At 56.4% G+C, this 18,025-nt stretch carries 17 protein-coding genes and 1 pseudogene; 8 read left to right on the forward strand and 10 right to left on the reverse strand.

Annotation, left to right across the window (positions count from 1 at the left end; translation table 11 throughout):
• The first annotated feature begins 92 nt into the window (after nucleotides 1-92).
• Nucleotides 93-1,273, forward strand: a pseudogene (locus HDF16_RS23035) (IS3 family transposase).
• Nucleotides 1,274-1,531: 258 nt separating this feature from the next.
• Here the strand turns inward: HDF16_RS23035 and HDF16_RS31340 are convergent.
• The 4 genes from HDF16_RS31340 to HDF16_RS23055 are packed head-to-tail and all read right to left on the reverse strand — an operon-like array spanning nucleotide 1,532 to nucleotide 4,316.
• The gene (locus HDF16_RS31340) at nucleotides 1,532-1,969 is read right to left on the reverse strand and encodes a DUF1330 domain-containing protein (RefSeq protein ID WP_184222080.1); all 438 of its coding nucleotides are present in this window, start codon (nucleotides 1,967-1,969) and stop codon (nucleotides 1,532-1,534) included.
• A gap of 27 nt (nucleotides 1,970-1,996) precedes the next feature.
• Nucleotides 1,997-2,725 (reverse strand): alpha/beta fold hydrolase, encoded by a 729-nt coding sequence (locus tag HDF16_RS23045; RefSeq protein WP_184222082.1) that lies wholly within the window; start codon nucleotides 2,723-2,725, stop codon nucleotides 1,997-1,999.
• A 49-nt stretch (nucleotides 2,726-2,774) separates the two neighbouring features.
• Nucleotides 2,775-3,695 (reverse strand): haloalkane dehalogenase, encoded by a 921-nt coding sequence (locus tag HDF16_RS23050; RefSeq protein WP_221313041.1) that lies wholly within the window; start codon nucleotides 3,693-3,695, stop codon nucleotides 2,775-2,777.
• 3 nt (nucleotides 3,696-3,698) lie between these two features.
• The gene (locus HDF16_RS23055; RefSeq protein WP_184222084.1) at nucleotides 3,699-4,316 is read right to left on the reverse strand and encodes a TetR/AcrR family transcriptional regulator; all 618 of its coding nucleotides are present in this window, start codon (nucleotides 4,314-4,316) and stop codon (nucleotides 3,699-3,701) included.
• A 375-nt stretch (nucleotides 4,317-4,691) separates the two neighbouring features.
• Here HDF16_RS23055 and HDF16_RS31965 point away from each other — a divergent pair, with 375 nt between their 5' ends.
• Both HDF16_RS31965 and HDF16_RS23065 read left to right on the forward strand, forming a co-directional pair.
• The gene (locus HDF16_RS31965) at nucleotides 4,692-5,024 is read left to right on the forward strand and encodes a DUF4386 family protein (RefSeq protein WP_432432270.1); all 333 of its coding nucleotides are present in this window, start codon (nucleotides 4,692-4,694) and stop codon (nucleotides 5,022-5,024) included.
• Nucleotides 4,924-5,331, forward strand: coding sequence for a hypothetical protein (locus HDF16_RS23065; RefSeq protein ID WP_184222086.1), 408 nt, complete (start codon nucleotides 4,924-4,926; stop codon nucleotides 5,329-5,331). The genes HDF16_RS31965 and HDF16_RS23065 overlap by 101 nt, the downstream gene beginning before the upstream one ends.
• Before the next feature lie 187 nt (nucleotides 5,332-5,518).
• On the opposite strand, the gene HDF16_RS23070 is transcribed toward HDF16_RS23065, so the two are convergent.
• The 6 genes from HDF16_RS23070 to HDF16_RS23095 all read right to left on the reverse strand — a co-directional run bounded on the left by HDF16_RS23070 (nucleotide 5,519) and on the right by HDF16_RS23095 (nucleotide 11,873).
• Complete coding sequence (locus tag HDF16_RS23070) at nucleotides 5,519-6,754, reverse strand: hypothetical protein (RefSeq protein WP_184222088.1); 1,236 nt, start codon at nucleotides 6,752-6,754, stop codon at nucleotides 5,519-5,521.
• A gap of 194 nt (nucleotides 6,755-6,948) precedes the next feature.
• A complete protein-coding gene (locus tag HDF16_RS23075) occupies nucleotides 6,949-8,091 on the reverse strand; it encodes a glycoside hydrolase family 5 protein (protein WP_184222090.1) in 1,143 nt (380 codons plus the stop codon).
• A gap of 130 nt (nucleotides 8,092-8,221) precedes the next feature.
• Nucleotides 8,222-9,196 carry a formylglycine-generating enzyme family protein gene (locus HDF16_RS23080; protein ID WP_348641401.1) on the reverse strand — a complete coding sequence of 325 codons (975 nt, stop codon included), beginning with the start codon at nucleotides 9,194-9,196 and terminating at the stop codon, nucleotides 8,222-8,224.
• A gap of 17 nt (nucleotides 9,197-9,213) precedes the next feature.
• Nucleotides 9,214-10,695 carry a sulfatase family protein gene (locus HDF16_RS23085; protein WP_184222094.1) on the reverse strand — a complete coding sequence of 494 codons (1,482 nt, stop codon included), beginning with the start codon at nucleotides 10,693-10,695 and terminating at the stop codon, nucleotides 9,214-9,216.
• 280 nt (nucleotides 10,696-10,975) lie between these two features.
• Nucleotides 10,976-11,401, reverse strand: a complete 426-nt coding sequence (locus HDF16_RS23090) for a hypothetical protein (RefSeq protein WP_184222096.1) — start codon at nucleotides 11,399-11,401, stop codon at nucleotides 10,976-10,978.
• 115 nt (nucleotides 11,402-11,516) lie between these two features.
• Complete coding sequence (locus tag HDF16_RS23095; protein ID WP_184222098.1) at nucleotides 11,517-11,873, reverse strand: hypothetical protein; 357 nt, start codon at nucleotides 11,871-11,873, stop codon at nucleotides 11,517-11,519.
• A gap of 505 nt (nucleotides 11,874-12,378) precedes the next feature.
• Between HDF16_RS23095 and HDF16_RS23100 the strand changes: the two genes are divergently transcribed.
• The 5 genes from HDF16_RS23100 to HDF16_RS23120 all read left to right on the forward strand — a co-directional run bounded on the left by HDF16_RS23100 (nucleotide 12,379) and on the right by HDF16_RS23120 (nucleotide 17,969).
• Complete coding sequence (locus tag HDF16_RS23100) at nucleotides 12,379-13,734, forward strand: sensor histidine kinase (RefSeq protein ID WP_246409787.1); 1,356 nt, start codon at nucleotides 12,379-12,381, stop codon at nucleotides 13,732-13,734.
• The gene (locus HDF16_RS23105) at nucleotides 13,731-14,375 is read left to right on the forward strand and encodes a response regulator (RefSeq protein WP_184222102.1); all 645 of its coding nucleotides are present in this window, start codon (nucleotides 13,731-13,733) and stop codon (nucleotides 14,373-14,375) included. Before HDF16_RS23100 ends, HDF16_RS23105 begins: the two co-directional genes overlap by 4 nt.
• A gap of 739 nt (nucleotides 14,376-15,114) precedes the next feature.
• Nucleotides 15,115-15,681, forward strand: a complete 567-nt coding sequence (locus HDF16_RS23110) for a TetR/AcrR family transcriptional regulator (RefSeq protein ID WP_184222104.1) — start codon at nucleotides 15,115-15,117, stop codon at nucleotides 15,679-15,681.
• Nucleotides 15,682-15,754: 73 nt separating this feature from the next.
• A complete protein-coding gene (locus HDF16_RS23115; protein WP_184222106.1) occupies nucleotides 15,755-17,113 on the forward strand; it encodes an alpha-amylase family glycosyl hydrolase in 1,359 nt (452 codons plus the stop codon).
• 22 nt (nucleotides 17,114-17,135) lie between these two features.
• The gene (locus tag HDF16_RS23120) at nucleotides 17,136-17,969 is read left to right on the forward strand and encodes an SDR family NAD(P)-dependent oxidoreductase (RefSeq protein WP_184222108.1); all 834 of its coding nucleotides are present in this window, start codon (nucleotides 17,136-17,138) and stop codon (nucleotides 17,967-17,969) included.
• Nucleotides 17,970-18,025: the final 56 nt, after the last annotated feature.

An 18,025-nucleotide genomic window follows, 5' to 3' on the forward strand; every position in this document is an offset into this window, starting at 1 on the left:
TCCTTTCCAGCAGGGCTGGGTACGGGTAAGTGAGCTTGCCCCCGGAAACGTCTCTCATAGCGAGCTAGTGTAATCGCGAAGAGGAGACTGAGATGGAGAAGTTGACGCGTCGTCGGTATACGTTGGCGTACAAGCAGGAGGCGGTTTGGCTGGTGGTCTCTGGGCAGAGGGTGAGGGCGGCTGCGAAGGCCCTTGGCATCGTCGAGCAGACGCTAGCCAACTGGGTCAAGGCGGACAAGGCCGGCCAGTTGCGTGGGCTGGGCAGCGAGCAACTGAGCGCGGAACGGATGGAGAACATCCGCCTGCGTGCGGAGCTGGCGCGGGTGACGATGGAGCGCGACATTCTGGGAAAAGCCACGGCGTACTTCGCAAAGGTGCAGCGATGAAGTACGCCTGGATCGAGCGGAATAAGCTGCTGTGGCCCTTATGCGTGCAGTGCCGGATTCTGGGCGTGAGCGCTTCGGGATATCGTCAGCACCTGGCGCGGAAGAAGAAGATGCTCACGCGCCGGCATCTGAGCGAGACCGCCTTACTGGTGGAAATTCGAGCGGTCTACGCCGAGGCGCGCGGGGCCTATGGATGGCCTCGCGTATGGCGGCAGTTGAAGCGACAGGGCGCTCGGATCGGCAAGCTTCGGGTGCAGATCGCGATGCGTCAGCACGGCATCCGGGCGCGGGGCAAGCGGCGTTTTCGCGTTGCGACCACCGACAGCAGCATGCCCTGCCCATCGCGCCCAACCTACTCTCGCGCAACTTCACCGTGGCCTGGGCGAACACCGTCTGGGCTGGCGACACGACCTATATCCCCACTCGCGAAGGCTGGTTGTACCTGGCCGTGGCGCTCGATCTGTTCAGCCGCCGTATCGTCGGCTGGGCAATGGGCGAGGCGATCACGGCGGAGCTGGCCTGCCGTGCGCTGGACATGGCGTGGCACTGCCGGCCGCCCGCACCGGGCCTGATCTTCCAAAGCGATCGCGGCAGCCAATACGCGAGTGCCGCCTTCACAGCCAGGCTCAAGGAGTACGGTATGAGGGCTTCGATGAGCCGCAAGGAAACTGCTGGGACATCGCCTGCTCGGAGACGCTGTTCGGATCCTTGAAGGTCCAACGGCTGCATGGCATGGAGTTCAAAAACCACAGAGAGAGGCGAAGGATGTCACGCTCAACTGGCTGCTCTGGTACAACGGATCGAGGATGCACTCGACCTTGCGCTATCTCAGCCCTGCTCAGTTCGAGCAACAAGCAATCGCTCAGCAACCCGCCCTCGCAGCTTGACCGCGAAGGTTCAACCGCAACCCGACGAAAGTCCAAAACCAGTACGCCTATGAGCGACGCGTTCTGAGGGCAAGCTCGGAGAGACACAATCTTTAACCTCTTAGGTTGCGAAGGTTCTCCGTTGTGGGGACATCTACGGGTTTTGGCCGAACATAAGTGCCACCTTCAACGAAGCCAAGAAAGTAAGCCATCGGAAGGGCTGCCGAACGCTGACTTGTAGCTTGCATCTGCAGTCCCTTCTGCATCAGCGACCGTCCGTCACGAGCTTGCTGGCAAATCAATCTTGTTGACTGCGATCAGTCGCCAGTCTGCAAGAGCCGCCCGGCGATGCGGCGTAGCCTCCGTCTCGTACTGCGGACTCTCGGTCACCTTGCGGAAGGCCTGGAAGTCCGGATATTCCACCATGACCATCTCGTCCCACTGATCGTTCGAAGGCCCAACGAGGAGACCCATGACTTGACCGAGAAAAAGAACCTTGATTCCCGTTACCCCTTCAGCTACTGCGACCTGATTGAAAGCCGGCGCATACCGCTGCAGGTAAGCCTCTCGGCCGGAACATTCGACCTCCGAACTTCCGTCTTGGTATAGAGCCGTAGCGTTATAACGCACCAGGTTTAGCATCGTCACTGGAGTCTTTGGTTGAATCGCTTGCTCCACACTCTTCACTTCATTGGCGCTGATTTCCGTTGTCTTCACTTTATCTCCTTCGATATCGTTACTTCTTTAGACCTTGGCCTCTTGCCAGTGCTGCTCAAGTGCGGAAGCGACCTCGATGGCCCGCGATACCTGGGTCCAGTGTCCACAGTCCAGCTTCAGCAATCCATCTGCTCCAGCATCCCGCGCCAGCTCGTCGCCAAATCGCTCAGGGCAGGCCTCATCCTGAGCTCCCCAGAACACAAGCCCAGGCGCCTTGATCTTTTCCAGATCCGGCTGCCACTCCTCGCCGACATGGGCCGCGGAGCGATAAAGCCGAAGAATGCAGCCCTTCATTCGATCTTCTACACGACTTGCGACCTCGGTCGCGATTCTGTAAGGCAATCCAGCAGCCTCCAGCTGTTGGCTGAAAGTGTCCTGATCGAGATTCGCCATCCATTGTTCTCCAACGCCCGGCGTCTGCCAGATCTTAGCGAGCGGGTGCCATTCATAGTTCTTGCTAACCGGCCCGCTGCCCGCGGCCCATGTCCGCACCAAGTCTAGGCGCAGTGAAGCAACACGCATCACCAGGATGCATACCCAGTCATGCCCCACTAAGTCGACCGGCTCGCCGAGCTTCTCAAGCTGCTCAATGATCCATTCCAAATACTCTTCTTTCGTTGCACCAAAGCCTAACGGAACCTCGCTGTTGAAGCCGGGCAATGAAAGCGCGATGACGTCCGTACGCGTCAGTCGCTGGCGCACCTCATGCCAGACCCGTTCCGTATCAGGAACTCCATGTACCAAGACTGCCGGCATATCAATCCTCACTTTCGCGATCACAATTCTGGGACAGAAACAGATATGCTCAGGCTTTCCAACGAGCCTGAACCCATTTCGCAATCTCTTGCCCGATCAGGTGAGGATTGTCCTCCTGCACAAAGTGCTTGCCCGCACCAAGCGCCACCGACTCCGTATTCCGGAGCGTTCGGACATACCAAGCCGCCTTCTCCTCCGGAATCAATCCACCGGGGGAGGCCCAGAAGTAAAGCTTTGGCAATTCGTTAGCCATCAACCAGTCGTGATATCGTTCCGCTCGCGCATACACATCCGCCGGCTCATGGGCGATCGGGAGCTCATTCGGAAACCGGTAGAGCGGCTCTCGATCCTCGACCTTCAGGAAAGGGGCACGATAATGATCCATCTCTACACTGCTCAGAGTGCGAGATACGCCGGCCTGAAGTATCTGCTCGATGAAAACGTTGTGCTCAATGAGCAACTCACGCCCTTTGAGCGGATGCCGGAAGGCCTGGAAGATCTCCCTGCCCTCCTGTGGGAAATCGTTCCAGGTCGGCACTGGCGCAATGAACTCCATCAATGCCAGCCCCGCGACCCGTTCCTCGTGCCGGCAAGCCCAGTCCAGTCCCAGCGCCGAACCCCAGTCATGCAGTACCAGCAAAATCTTGCCCGTCGTAACTACAGCGTCGAGGAATGCCTCCAGGTACCGCGCATGGTCGAAGAACCGATAGTCCGAACCCTTTAGTTTGCTCGAGTCACCCATCCCAATGAGGTCTGGAGCGAGGCAGCGCGCCTGCGGAGCCACATGCGGAATCACATTACGCCAAAGGTATGACGAGGTCGGATTGCCATGGAGAAACACCGCTGTCGTCGACCCGGATCCTCCCGTATCGATGTATGCCATCTCGCCATCAAGAACCTTGATTCGCTGCTTCTCAAAGCTGAACTCAGCGGAAAGCGCTTCTTTCTCATTCCCGTCCTGCATTTGCATACTTCACCTTCCTTTGGTTTTCACGCGCAATGATTCTAAGTAACCCGAAACTGCGTTCAAGCGTGCGCGAATCACGTTCATCTTGCGCGAGCTCTTTGCCAGTCCGAAACATCCTTCGAGCGCTGAAACGATAAACATCGCCGTGGTCTCTGGATCGATATCTCGTTTTACCCGACCTTTGCTTTGCCCCAGCGCAAGTGCTGCCGCGAACCCGCGTTCCCACTCTTCGAAGAGTGCGTCGATGCGTTCCCGAAATCCTTCGTCGAGCGGAGACATCTCTTGGGCTAGGTTGTTGAGCGGGCATCCTAACTCGACCGAGTCCAAATCGCTCGTGTCATGAAAGACCTGTAGGACCCCCTGCATCGCCCCGATAGGGTCGCCTTCCATCATCACTGGCGAAAGCCATCTGTCCCGGATTAGCTTGGCGATTCTCTCATCGAAGACCGCATACCCAAGCGCCTGCTTGGAGCCGAAGTAGTGATACAGCGCACCCTTCGTCACCGACGCGGAATTCAGGATGCGGTCTAGGTTCGCACCTTGATATCCATGACGATGGATCTCCCCAGCAGCTACATCGATTAGCAGGTCTCGGGTTTTTGATGAGGCAGTGCGGACTGGCATACCAACCAGTATGTATGGACCGCGTGTATTTGTCAATGGTCCGCAGTGGGGGTTAGCTAGATGTCAACTATCAGGGCGATAGCGCCTACACGGCTCACTACATCAGACCATTAAAGATGACACTACCGATCTCAGGCATGAGTTGCTAGAAAAGGCGCTTCGCGGAACTGACGCTTTGATACAGCGTGAAGCCGTCCGTTCTAAGAGAAAATTTGAGCTCTGCGGGGCGCCAGTGTCGAAACGGTGTTCCGGGGAGTTCGTATGTTTCTGAGTAACCGATCGCTGGGGCGAGCGTACCCTTCGATGCTCCGAGGTGATGCGATGGTCGCAGGCACGGCACAATAGTACGCGCGATGGATTGAGGCTCTATTTCTCATTTCGATCCTCGCAGGCGGGTGGGACGAGTCCTACGTGCCCGATAAGTTGATCCTCGCGAACGACCTGGCAGGAACGGCCCACCAGATGGCTAATTCGGCGGGGCTCTTTCGGTCCAGCTTCGCCGCTTACCTGATTGAAGTCGCCTGTGACATTACGCTCAACGTGCTGCACAATGCGCTGCTTCGCCCTGTGAGTCGCATCTTCATTGCTTGCAATGTGTTTCGAGCTAATGCGAACCCCGATCTTTGCCACCGGAGAGTTGCTTTACTTTGCCGCCGCGCTACCGGCCATCGATGCCGATGTGGCCCGCGTGATCTCGTTGGAGGCTAAGGCAACGATCACGTATCTCTGCATCACTATCTATGGATACGGTTTCGGCATCTTCGCGATGTTCTATGGCATTGCAGCTGCAGTGCGAGGGTACCTGATCTGGCGTTCCGGGTATTGCCGCATGCGTTTGGCGCCATTGGCATGCTTGATAGAAATCGCAGGCGAATCGATTGCATCACTTGGGCCGGTGCTGGGCTACCAGTTTGAAAGTGCGTTCAAGGCGGCTTTCAAGTGGCAACGGGGTAGTTCTCCGCGCGATTACGTACGCGCCCGCCGGCTAGAGTCGCAGGCTCGCCCGGTCTATTGAGGGCTCACTACACCAAACGTAGAAACGGACGCTAACGATTTGAGGCAGAGCGCGCCAACTGGTGATGACGGCGTGTCTGAGGAACAACGTATAGGGTCGCTTCATCAAGGCCATTCGGTATCTCCGGCCCACAGTTTGGTTTGTTAATAAATTATGTGCAAGGCGTTACCTTTCTAACTAGCTCACTTTACTGACTCGCAATCTTAATCCAGCTGTCCAAGCTGGTATTGGGCGTTGCCGCGACGGTCGTGCCAGAGGGGACGGCAATATCAAGCTTGACGAAGTACGGTCGCCGGTGCGACCCGTCATAGTCTGTCGACGAACCTGAGGCGAGCGGATGGTCGTTCGGATCATAGCCGGCAAAGAACATGTAATAGTTGCCACTCGAATCCAGGAGGACAGAGGGCACGCCGGGGGCGAGAACCTGTGTCTCATAGTTGGGGTAGCTGTTGATTTGATTTTGCAGAAGGTAGTAGCCTTCCGAATGATTGCCCTGGCTAAAGAGTCCGCTCGTATCCTGAAACTCGGCTTTTTGGTACTGTCCGCCGTTGGCCGGCAGGAAGGTGTCCGACCAAGCCAGGCCAGCCTTGTAGTTCGGCTCTTGAAAGTTGCCGGTTGAGTATGCCAGCACGTACTTACCGTTTATAAGGGTGATGTTACCCGTCTCCACCAGCTTGAATGTGGAGGTATGGAAGTCGAAGAAGTCTTCGGAGTTGAAGCCTCCGTTCGCGGTCTCCGGCGCAATCAGTGTCTGCGGCGGTGTGGAGCTGACCTGCGTGGCCGAGATCATCCCCTGCGCGACCACGCCGTCGTTCAACGGGCTCGTAGTTAGCGCCTCACTGTAAAGCAGGTAAAGGCTACCGCCATCTTCAAAGTATTTGCCGTCATAGTTCGCTTTCTGGGTCGTAGAGAGAGAGCCAATCAGCAGCGTATCCACCGTCCATGCAGTCGGCACAGGCGACCCTGTGTTCGTTGGCGTGGTGTGTGCAATCACGCTCCAGGTCGGATCCGCAGTCTGGCTGGGGTTGGTCAGCATAACCGTGGTCGCCATCTGCCAGTTCCCGTTGTTGTCTTGATAACTATTGTTGTTGCCGATAGAGACGAAGGTGGACCCGACGGCTGCGGCCTGCTTAGCGAAGGCGGAGGTGCTAATGGTGTAGGAGGAGACGAAGAAGCAGCCTGCCGAGACGGGCTCCGTGCAGCTCATCAGCTTCTTATCACTGCTGGAGAAGACCAGCGCCCCTGTGGTGCCAGGGCCGTAGTGGATCGGCAGGGGATCGGGGAAGTAACCCGAGGTGTTGACCACGACCTGCGTCGCCGGCTGGATACCGACTGGCCAGGTACTCGTAACCGGGTTAGGCGGAGCTACGGCATTTGACGCGCTGCCGCACCCGAGTGCAATCCCAGAAACTAGGAATGACACAGTAGCTGCCGCCAGACGGCGGGAACAGGCGGTCATACGAAAAGCAATACAGGAAGATAAATCAAACTTCAACGTGTTCTCCTTGTTCGATAAGAACCCACACTGTGTGGATTCGTTGTCGCGTGTCATCCTCCGTTGTCGAGTGAGTTACTCTGACACGACGAGAGCGATCGTTTGCGTTGGACTCGTTTAAGCTACTGAAGCTTCGACGGAACCGCCCCCGTCTTGTACCAAGACTGAATCAGCATTCCAGGACCGAAGCTGGTTGCACCGCAGGCGATGCCGTTTGCAAGGGTAGTCGGCGTCCCGTTGTAGTCACTTACAATCCCTCCATAGGTTGGCAGGCCAAAGTCGTAAGTGACTGCGACCAACCCTATGTGCAAAGACTGTATGTACTGCAGCAGCTGAAGGCCGGCGGTTGGCGTGTTGGCATCGCAATAGTAGGTCGTCGCTGTCGTCCACTCCCCAATGATGACGGGAGCGGTTGCGGCCAGGTTGCCGAACTTTTTTGCCCATGTGCTCTGCATCTGGTTCGCGGCACTATGGAAGTAGGGGTGAGACGAATAGAAAACCTGGTTCAGCGGGTCGGTCAACGGCACGACGCCGTTCAAGCTTTCCGCAAACCTTAAGCCATCGGCAAGCAGGGTGTTAGTAGCGCCTGTACTGCGGATCGTTTTCACGACGACGTTCATAGCGAATGTCCATTGTTGCCAATTGGCGGCATTCGGCGCAGGCTGTGGTTCATTGAACATCTCGTAGATGATGCCGTTGTCTCCGTTGAGCATCGGCGCGAGATTTCGCCAGACACGATTTGTGGCGGCGTTCGGCAAAGGCGTCGGGGAAGTCTCTCCGCTCTGCGACTCGTCCTGGATGGAGACGATGACGTTGAGCCCAAGCGAGCGCGCGGCCTTCACCGCGCCGACCGCCGTTTGCACGAAGGCAGAATCGTAACGAGGATTCTGAGGGTCGGCTCCCGGTTGCGAGATCTGGAAGCGAATGCTGTCGGCGCCCCAGCCCTTAATTGCCGCCAGCTCAGCAGTGCTGTAGTGGGCGTATGCCGCGGTAAACGGAGGCCTCTGTGCGCTTGGAGGAGCGACGAAGGCGACGAGCTGCACGGCATGGGGAACCCAAAGAGCCCCATCCCGCAGCAATCGATTGCCCGAGATGCTGACGATGCCTGCGGGTTGCGTCGCCGGCGCAGAGGGCGCTCCCGACGGCGCACCACTGGTGCTGCAGCTGGCCAGAGAAACGCCTAACCCGCAAACCCCGAGTGCTAGAAGGAAAATGGATGCCGCTAGGATTGGCCTAAGGCTTGTCACATTCCGGAATTTCAACATGATCTATTCATCTCCTTGCGGTTTCAGCAGCATTCGATGATCAGGTGTCGCGTTCCTGGATTCATCCACGATGAACGCTGACATAGAACGATGAAAGATTTGACCCGTTTATCGATCCGTCCAGGAATCATTAGCTGGAAGCACAGCGGAATCCGATATTGGAGGCGCTGCTCTGGGGCGTATTCGACGATCGTGCTGCGACGCGATAACGATTGCAGTACGACGCGTGACAAAGGAAGGATCCACCCTTCAGAACACGGCTAGCTCCTGTGCGCGGACCCTTGGGGTTGACCTTGTCCAGCAGAAAAGTACGGTCGGTCCCGAACCAATCGGCGCACCACTCCCAGGTGTTGCCTGTCATGGAGTACAGCCCAAAGCTGTTTGCCGGAAAAGCCTGGACAGGGCAGGTGCCCGCATAGCCATCCGCGGCTTCGTCGTGCGTGGGAAACTGCCCCTGCCAGATGTTGCAGAGATGCCGACCGTCGGGCTCCAGATCGTCGCCCCAGGGATAAAGTTTCTGTTTCAAACCGCCGCGTGCCGCGTACTCCCACTCGGCCTCTGTCGGCAGCCGCTGGCCGGACCAGTGACAAAAGGCGAGCGCGTCGTTCCAGCTGACATGAACCACGGGGTGGCCGCCGCGCCCGATCAGCGATGAGCCTATTCCTTCCGGTGCATGCCAGCAGGCATGCGCAACGCTGCACCACCACGGCGCCCCCAGAACCGTTGGCTGCGCACCTTGCAGTTCCGGAGTGAGGTGTGCGCGGACAACAAACGAGGATCCCAACGTTTCCGCATCGGTCAGGTAGCCTGTTGCGCGGACGAAGATAGCGAAGAGCTCATTCGTGACAGGTATACGGCCCATGTGAAAAGGCGACAGCGTCACCGGACGTACTGGCCCCTCGCCATCATTAGGAAAGGTGCTGTCATCAGTTCCCATAAGAAATGTGCCTCCTGCGAGGGGAACCGAGAGTCCCATCATGGCGGCGCATGGCTCTCGAGCGGTTATAGGTTGCCCTCGCATGGATCTTCCACCGGCCATCTGGGGTGTGCAACAGCTGTCGCGTTCCGTCTTCATCGTTGTTACCTCGATCTCATACAATGCCATCCACCGAACTGCGCGAGTTAAGCCGGAAATGTCGAGGTCCTGCTTAGAGCGAGAACGTAAGGAAACGGATCGTTCATCTCGCGTAGCCATTCCAATATCTTTGCGTCCAGTTCCTTCATCAGCTCCTGCTGTTCGTTGTCGTTCACCAGGTTCTGCATCTGGTACGGGTCCTTCACGTTATCGTATAAGCACCATCGCCCTGTCTCCATTACGGCATAGGTATGCGTCATTGTCCTTACGCCGCGATAGCTGGGTTGGTTGACGAGCATCAGAGTTCCCTTGCCATCCTCGGTGCTTTCGTCCTCGGGCTCCTCTATGCCGCTGACGTGTTGCGCCGGGACCTGATTCATCAGGAACACAAGCGTAGGTGTTGCCCGCGGGGCCTGTCCAAGCATCACGCCAGACAAGTCGCGTCCTCCACGTCCGGCCGGGACCGGGATGGCCGTCAATCCACAGAGAGTCGGATAGATGTCGATGGCCGCGAACAGCACACTGGATTTGCCGCTCTTCTGCCCTGGTATCCGCACATAGAAAGGAACCCGGCAGGATTCTTCAAAAGGGACCTGCTTTGCCATGCGTCCTTGCGATCCCATCATCTCGCCATGGTCGGAGGTGTAGATGACGATTGTGTTCTCGGACTGCCCGCTTTCTTCTAGCGCCTCCAGCAGGCGCGCGAACTCAAGGTCGACGCCTGTAATGCCACCGTAGTACCCTTGCTCGGCCTCGCGTAATCCATCCTGCGAAGCTAGGAATCGCGCCGGACCCTTCACGGGTTGCCCAGCCGCCGCGAGCCGCACGTTAGGCCGGAACTTCAATCCATCTTTCGGATAGCGACCTGCGTCCTCTGCGGGTGGATTAAAGGGTGGATGCGGCGGATTCCACGAGACCATCAGAAACCAAGGCCGATTTGCCGGTTGTTTCTGCAGGAACGCTACCGCTTGATCGGTCATCAACGTGCAATTCCAGCCCTCTGGCTGAATCTTGTCGCCAGTCACTTGGTCATAGGTCCAGGACTTATAGTGGGCGTTCGTGTTGTTCCACACATGCCAGTCTTCGAATCCCAGACGCTGTGGGCCGGGTGGAATGAAGGTCTGCGACTTACCGGAGAGATGCCATTTGCCGACGTAGCCGGTGTAGTAGCCAGCCTGGCGGAAGGTATCGCCGAGCGAGATCTCCCTTGCGCTTAACGGAACCTCGTTCTGAATGAGCCCTGTCTGCTGCGGCCAACGCCCGCTCATCAGGATGCCGCGATAGGGCGTGCACAGCGGATAATTCGAGATGCAGTTGTCCATCGAAAAATTCTGCCGGCGAAAGGCATCCAGGTTGGGCGCGATGGTCTGGCTATAGGGCTCGCCAGGCATCGATACGGCACGGTGCTGGTCGCTGAAGACATAGAGCAGATTGGGCCGCTGTTTTTTAGAGGGGGTCTGCGCCTCCGCAGTGATAGAAGTTGCAACCGTGGCTGCAAGTCCCTGGAGTAAGAAGTCCCTACGATCCATCGCAAATCTCCTGTTTCAGCATGAAGCCTTGATCTGTGAGTCTCTCAGACTCAGATAATCTGGGAGGGGCAAACGTCATAGCACCGAATTGCAAGACAGGCGTGATCATTGTCGTGCCTGACCAAGCGGAACGTACAAGAGGCTATGATCTCTCTCAGTTTGGAGCACACGAGTGGACTGGCCGGAGGGCAGATCGCGCAGCAGTTCACGCAAGACCATCCAGGTCAGCGACATCTTTCCCATTAAGTCGGAGCCTGTTAGCGTTCTCACATCGTGGATCTTAGTTGTTTGCGGGAGCGGCACCCTGCTGTTGCTTCGCTGTCTTGTGGCTCTGCTTCATCTGCTCATACTGCTGCCTCTGTGTGTCAGTCAGAATCGCTTCGACCTTTGCATCACTGTCCTGCCGGATGCTGCGAACCTTGGCACGTTTGTCCTTCGGAGCCAACGTTGTGTCAGATTGTGCGCCCTGCACCTGTTGTTGCCGGTCTGCAAGAATTGGCTCGATCTTTGATTCCTGGTCAGGCGTCAGACCGAGCCTCTTGGCTATCTTCCTGGCCTCGCGCTGAGGATTTGCGGCGTGCTGTGCCGGGACCAGCGAAGACTGATTAGTCGTCGCAGCGGGCTGCTGCTGTGCGAATAGCGACGAAGCGGAAAGACCGGTGAAGAGAACGGCGCTGAAAGCGAATGCGGGCGAGTGAATACGCATGAGAATAGCTCCTGAAGTTTGCTGCTGCTTGTTTCTGTCAGATTGTTAGAACTGCGGTCACACTCACTGGTTCCTGTGAGATCGTCATCCGATCGCAACTCTGGCGGGAGATGGTCTACTTGGGGGCAACACCAGGATCTGTCGTGCTGTTGTGGTTGCGATCGTAGATGCCCCTGGAGGTTCTATCTTGCTGGCGAGCTAGTTTGTGGCGGTCTGCAGAGGTAAGGTGACCGTTGTCGCGCGACCGCATGCGGGCATCCCGGCTGTTGATTCGTGCTTGATTGGCATCCGCCTTTGCGGCGCCACCCGGAGTGATCTGGCCGTCGGCTACACCTTTGTTAATACGGGCTTGCTGGTTCGCTGACCGCTGATTGATCGTGTGGCGCTGCTGAGGGGATGTTTGTTGCGCGAAAGCACCTGTTAACGGAACGAGGAGGAGCGAGGTTGCGAGTGCGAGTGTTCTTACGTTCATTGAAGTTCTCCTTGCAAGGTAATTGCGGTTGCGGCCTAACCGTCCCGGCCTGGGTGTCGTGGCCGCTTCAATTTAAGCGGCTTCTTCCTTTGGAAACCTGGTACCCCTCTCGATTACTGGGAAAAGGGGAGAGGATTGCAGAGCGAATCCTTTGTTCGCTCGTTCGACAACGACGGCCGGCGATGGCCCGTATGGAAAGCCATCGCGCGCAGTTTGCGTGAACCCATTCCGTATCTCCTTCGAGTCGTTCACACGATCTGTATGTATGAATGCAATTTGCTTTCTTTCCCCCCTCCCGTCGAGAGGGTATTCTTTCCTGCCTTCGGAGGGTATGCCCGCCTGAATAGGCTATTGGCTCCGCAGACCTCCAGAGTCCGCTCGTTATTTCGTCTGAATGAGGCCTAAACTAGGCTTCTTGCATCCGAGCAGGAGCCCGCTCGCTTGGAGGCTTTTGCGCACAAGGCAAGGGGGGCGGTGCTGGAGGAAGAGGCATCCAATGCGAGTAATGGAAGATAGAACTAAGATCATCGCCAAGCCGCTCTTCTCTGGAAGAAAGATTCTCTGGGTCGGTTGCGTCTTTATCCTGGCGGTCATGTGTGTCAGCACGGCGGATGTCATCTACTCCCTTCGCAAGACTGCCGCCAAGAGCGATGCTGTCGTCTCAGGATTTCGTCAACGAAGCCGGCTACTCGAAACGCTTCGAACGCTCATGCTCCGCTCTGCGCTATCACCAGATAGCGATGGAGAGCGCGCGATCGAGTCGAGTGACCTGCCTGCCGCCCATCTGCAAGCCAACCAGATTCTCGAACAGTTCGGGGCGTCGCTCGGAGCAAGCGGTGATGAAGCAACACAGCAAAGGCTTGACGATCTCAAGAGTTCAATCAATCAATATTGGGATTCTCTGCCCATCATTCGTGAGCAGAATGCTAGCCATCCTGTGACTCCACCGCCATTTTTCCGGGGCGCCGAACGAAGGCAAATAAGACACATTGCTCGTCAGATCATGGAGCTAAACAGAGAGCAGCAGGATCGGGCAGGGGCACAACTCCATGCTGAGCACGATCGGTTGCAGGGGGAACTCCTCATCTCCTCCTTGCTCTCCCTGGCTGTAGTTTTTGCACTGATTGCCGGCATCTCCTATCGGATCAAGACAACGGAGCGTTTTGCGGAACAGCAATACAAGGATGTCGTGCAAGCACGTGCAGAGCTACAGACCTTTGCAGGGCGTTTAGAACAAGCTCAAGAAGAAGAGCGCCGCAATCTGTCGCGCGAGCTCCATGACGAACTCGGACAAACAATGGCTGCTGCTCTGGTCGAGCTTAGCCGGATCGAAAGTGAAATGCCTCAGGACACCGCAGCCAAAGCACAGCTCGCGAGCGTGAAATCGGAACTCGAAGGCAGTATGCGTTCAATCCGGGACATAGCGCTGGTGCTTAGGCCGTCTATGCTCGACGACCTCGGGTTGGTACCGGCACTGAAGTGGCAAGGCCGAGAGGTCGCCCGACGTTCTGGTCTTGCGGTACGTGTCGAGGCTGATGACGATTGTGAGTCCTTGCCTGACACATATCGCACGTGCATCTATCGCATCGTTCAGGAGGCTCTTCACAACGTCGTCAAACACGCCTCGGCTACGTCTGTCGCGGTGTCGTTCCGATCGACTAACGAAACACTGCTATTGACTGTCGAAGACAACGGCAAGGGTTTTCGTCCGGCGTCTGAAAAGGGCATGGGGCTGCTCGGTATCGAAGAGCGTGTAGGAAGGCTTGCAGGACTTGTAAGGGTCACTTCCTCCCCAGATAAAGGAACAACCATTCAGGTCACCCTTCCGGTGCCGGCGGTTGAAAGAGAAGAGGTCAGATGATACGCATCGCACTCGCAGATGATCATACCGTCCTACGTGCTGGACTCAAATCGCTTCTGGAGCGCCAGCGTGACTTCGAAGTCGTCGGTGAAGCCGGTGATGGACGAGAGCTGCTCAGAGTGGTGGACGATACGACGCCCGATGTCGTCGTCACCGACATCGGCATGCCGAAGCTGAACGGAACGGAGGCGACTTCTCAGATTGTGACGAAGCATCCCAAGACGCGCGTCATCATGCTTAGCATGCACAGCGACGAAGCTTACGTGCTTCGTGCTCTAAAGGCAGGCGCTCGAGGCTATTTGGTCAAGGAATCAGCTGAGGCAGATCTGATGACGGCAATCCGGACTGTTCATTCGGGTAAAGCATTTTTCAGTCCTTCTGTGAGCGCACTGCTTGTTGAGGACTATGTTCGCCAGATGCGCGACCGTGGAGTGGAAGACAGCTACGAGTTGCTTTCGCCAAGGGAGCGCGAGGTGTTACAGCTGATCGCCGAAGGCCAGAGCAACAAAGACATCGCAAACGTGCTTGGTCTCAGCATTTATACCGTGGAGACACACCGTGGGAACATTCTTCAGAAATTAGGCCTTCATAACGTCCCGGAACTGATCCTCTATGCCGTGCGCAAGGGTGTTATTTGCTAGGCAACAAGAGAATGGCACCTTGTCCTGCTCCGAAGAAACCTCAGAATTGCGCGATGCCTAAAGCTCCTGCAGCAATCAATTCCCGAGGATCAAGAAACTCGCACAAAAGGCGGTCAAGTTGATGAAATTAGGTTGTTCCTGGCCTTGGCCCTGTTCGAAAAGCAGCACCTTCGAACGATCACCTATGGAACGGCACCTGGGTCCTTGATGCGGTACGTAGTACGCCTGGAATCAAGGATTGGGCGGCAGGCGCGTACCGGTTCACACTGCAATCGGGTGGCGTTATTAATGGGAGATTCCATCCCTGGGTGAGGTTGTGACAGGAAAGACGGATGGCGAGCCAATGGAGATTCCCCGTCTAAAACCCACGCCCGGATTGGCCCTCAGCGTAAAGGCAGAACGACCGACGGTGCTGCTCTATCGGGTGGCCTCGGGATGGAAAGCCTGAGGGGGATGGGCGCATGACGCTGGTGGAAAAATGAAAGGTATGGGGGATCTTTGCTAGCGGGCCGGGAAACCGCAATATGCGGGCGAACTCGTCTACGTCAAACAGCCTTAGTAAAAGCCTCTTAGTACAAACGTGAACAGCACCTTTGAAACTCTTCGGGCACCTCTCGCTGAATCGAAGCCTGCGGCGTTCAACGTTCGCGAGCGCAAGGTGATTAAGCGCTGACAGGCGCATCCAGTCTAATCCAATTCTGCTATTGCGCTACTGTACTGATCGGTATACTGTCTTGCTATGGACTCACGAACTGGCATTCTCCGATCGGCCCTTACTCTCTTTGCTGCCAGGGGATACGACGACGTGGGCGTGCAGGAGATTGCGGCCAGTATCGGTGTCGCAAAACCGACCTTATATCACTTTTTTGGGAGTAAGAACGGCCTTCTCAAAGAACTCTTCCGTGAATACGCAAGCCAATTGGACGAGGAAGTCTCGCGCGGTTCGCTGTATCAAGGCGACCTACCAAAGACCCTTGACCGTATTGCTGCTGCGTATATCGACTTCGCCACGCGCGAACCCTTGGCGTATCGCCTGGAACTGGCGCTCTATTTCGCCGGGCACGAGAATCTAGCGCGCTTAGTGGCTCTCGAACACTACAACCGCCGCCAGTCGCTTCTCGAAGCAGTTTTCCTGGCAGCCGCGAAAGATCATGGCAATCTTCGGGGCAGACATCGTCGCTATGCCTTCTCTTTTATCGGAGCCGTCAACAGCTACATAGTTCTGCAACTCGATGGCGAGGTTGTAATCACAGAGCGCCTTCGACACGACATCGTTCACCAGTTCAGCCACGGGATTTACTCGTAACCGTTTTCACAGGGATACCAAGTTCTTTGGCTCGTTTGTATACCTACCCGTACGTAAAGGAGCAAACCAACTAATGTCGATTTGGGCTCAACATAGCTCGCAATATCACCTCTATCCCCTCGGCTGCCTGAACGCGCCGCAGCGGAATACGTTTCTCGACAGACCAGCTGACCGCGTCAGCCAACTCTATCCATGGCTTGATTACCTTCAGGACCTGGGAACCGATACTCTGCTAATCGGTCCCGTTCAGCAATCGTCCGCCCACGGATATGACATTGCCGACTATTTTCTTATTGATGGTCGCCTTGGGAGCAATCAAGACTTCGCGGATTTCAGTCGCGAGCTCCATGGTCGAGGCATGAAGCTTGTCTTCGACGCTGTCTTCCACCACACCGGACGGGACTTCTGGGCCTTTCGGGACATTCTGGGACACGGTCAGTCTTCGGTCTACCGCGACTGGTACCATCTGGACTTTTCTGGCCGCAGTCCCTATGGCGACCTTTTTTCGTATGAAGGCTGGGCGGGACACTATGACCTTGTTAAGCTCAATCTCCGCAACACGGGTGTCAAGGATCATCTGTTCGCCGCAGTCACATCCTGGGTTGATCAGTTCGATGTCGATGGTCTTCGGCTTGATGCAGCCGATCGTCTTGACCCTGACTTCCGACGCCATTTGGTCTCACACTGCGCCACCCTCAAACCCGGCTTTTGGCTGATGGGTGAGGTGGTTCATGGCGACTACGGCAACTGGGCGCATGATGGCGGCCTCAGCTCCACGACTAACTACGAGGTTTACAAAAGCCTTTGGTCGGCACACAACGACCGCAATTACTTCGAACTCGGGTACTCGCTCAACCGTCAATTCGGCGAAGGCGGTCTCTATCGAGATCTAAATCTCTACTCATTCGCCGACAACCATGATGTCGATCGCGTAGCCAGTACCCTGAGCAATCCTGCTCATCTTTATCCCCTCTACTTATTGCTCTTCACCATGCCCGGCATCCCGTCGCTCTACTACGGCAGCGAGTGGGGTATCGAAGGACGTCGCTCCTCCAACTCCGACGCTGCGCTTCGTCCTGCGGTTTCTCCCGCTTCCCTGAAAGAGAATGCTCGTCATGCAGATCTCTACCCGGTGATCAAACATCTTTTATCCATCCGCCGTCAGCAATCGGCGTTGCGGGAAGGCAAGTACACCTCATTGCATATTGACCATGAACAACTTGCCTTCATCCGCGGCTCGGGCACAGGATCGCTCGTTGTCGCCGTCAACTCTTCAAACACGGCGCGCGACATCACCCTCACTTTGCCCGGCGTTAAAGATGGCTACCTCACAGATTTGCTCAACGGAGGAGAGATCGTCCAAGTCACGAATGGACTTTGCACCTTGTCGCTGGCTTCCTGTTGGGGCCGCATCCTCACTCTCAGCTGCTAACCACAACACAACGGAGATCAACGTGAACAGCAAACCCTCCTCTTCTGAAGTCTTTTCGCTCAAGGATCGTGTCGTCGTCCTCACAGGCGCGGCTAGCGGTATCGGCGCGGCTCTGGTTGATCAATTAGCCATGGAGGGTGCGCACCTGGCCCTCATCGACAAAGATCATGTCTCGCTTGAGACTGTTGCGGAAGCTGCAAGGCAAAGTGGAGCTTCTATTAGGACCTACAACATTGACCTCGCCGATGAATCTGCAATAACCACGCTTCCGGATGCGATCGCATCCGATCTCGGCACCGCATCGGTCCTCTTTAACATCGCTGGGATGGCTCTCGCCGGCACCTTCGAGCAGGTTTCATCGCAACGGTTTCATCATCTCTTCGCGGTTAACTTTTTCTCCATGGCGGCAATGACGAGAAGCTTCTTACCGCATCTGCGTCAGCACCGATCTGCTCAGATCGTCAATATGTCGAGTGTTTTCGGCATCATCGGCTCCGCGGGCCAAGTAGCCTACAGTGCAAGCAAATTTGCGGTGCGGGGCTTCTCAGAATCCTTGCGTGCAGAGCTTGAAAGCGCGGACATCGGTGTAACCGTCATCCATCCAGGCGGAGTGAAAACGAATATAGTTTTATCCGCCCTTGTTGAGGCAGGCTTAAGCGAACAAGAAATCAGACCGGTGCGGGGACCTGCCGAAAAGCCTCTTACTATGGAAGCCCGCTATGCGGCAGCGATTATCATCAGGGGCGTAAAACGCCGAAAGCAGCGTATCCTCGTCGGCGAAGATGCACGACTCGTTGCGCGTGTGCAGCGTAGGTATCCCCTCTCCTATAGCCGGATACTTGCAGAGCAAGCGTAATGAGGCTTGGAGCTCCGCTAACGCTAAGGAGCCTCTGCGTAGGCGGCTGATTTGGA

The sequence above is a fragment of the Granulicella aggregans genome (assembly GCF_014203275.1).
GTDB lineage: Bacteria > Acidobacteriota > Terriglobia > Terriglobales > Acidobacteriaceae > Edaphobacter.

Excerpts from the sequence above, each read along its gene's own strand:
- HDF16_RS23115 (WP_184222106.1), top strand. The coding sequence starts at position 15,755 with ATGTCGATTTGGGCTCAACATAGCTCGCAATATCACCTCTATCCCCTC.
- HDF16_RS23050 (WP_221313041.1), bottom strand. The coding sequence starts at position 3,695 with ATGCAAATGCAGGACGGGAATGAGAAAGAAGCGCTTTCCGCTGAGTTC.
- HDF16_RS23075 (WP_184222090.1), bottom strand. The coding sequence starts at position 8,091 with ATGTTGAAATTCCGGAATGTGACAAGCCTTAGGCCAATCCTAGCGGCA.
- HDF16_RS23055 (WP_184222084.1), bottom strand. The coding sequence starts at position 4,316 with ATGCCAGTCCGCACTGCCTCATCAAAAACCCGAGACCTGCTAATCGAT.
- HDF16_RS23045 (WP_184222082.1), bottom strand. The coding sequence starts at position 2,725 with ATGCCGGCAGTCTTGGTACATGGAGTTCCTGATACGGAACGGGTCTGG.
- HDF16_RS23085 (WP_184222094.1), bottom strand. The coding sequence starts at position 10,695 with ATGGATCGTAGGGACTTCTTACTCCAGGGACTTGCAGCCACGGTTGCA.
- HDF16_RS23090 (WP_184222096.1), bottom strand. The coding sequence starts at position 11,401 with ATGCGTATTCACTCGCCCGCATTCGCTTTCAGCGCCGTTCTCTTCACC.
- HDF16_RS23105 (WP_184222102.1), top strand. The coding sequence starts at position 13,731 with ATGATACGCATCGCACTCGCAGATGATCATACCGTCCTACGTGCTGGA.
- HDF16_RS23065 (WP_184222086.1), top strand. The coding sequence starts at position 4,924 with ATGCGAACCCCGATCTTTGCCACCGGAGAGTTGCTTTACTTTGCCGCC.
- HDF16_RS23095 (WP_184222098.1), bottom strand. The coding sequence starts at position 11,873 with ATGAACGTAAGAACACTCGCACTCGCAACCTCGCTCCTCCTCGTTCCG.
- HDF16_RS23100 (WP_246409787.1), top strand. The coding sequence starts at position 12,379 with ATGGAAGATAGAACTAAGATCATCGCCAAGCCGCTCTTCTCTGGAAGA.
- HDF16_RS23110 (WP_184222104.1), top strand. The coding sequence starts at position 15,115 with ATGGACTCACGAACTGGCATTCTCCGATCGGCCCTTACTCTCTTTGCT.
- HDF16_RS23080 (WP_348641401.1), bottom strand. The coding sequence starts at position 9,196 with ATGGCATTGTATGAGATCGAGGTAACAACGATGAAGACGGAACGCGAC.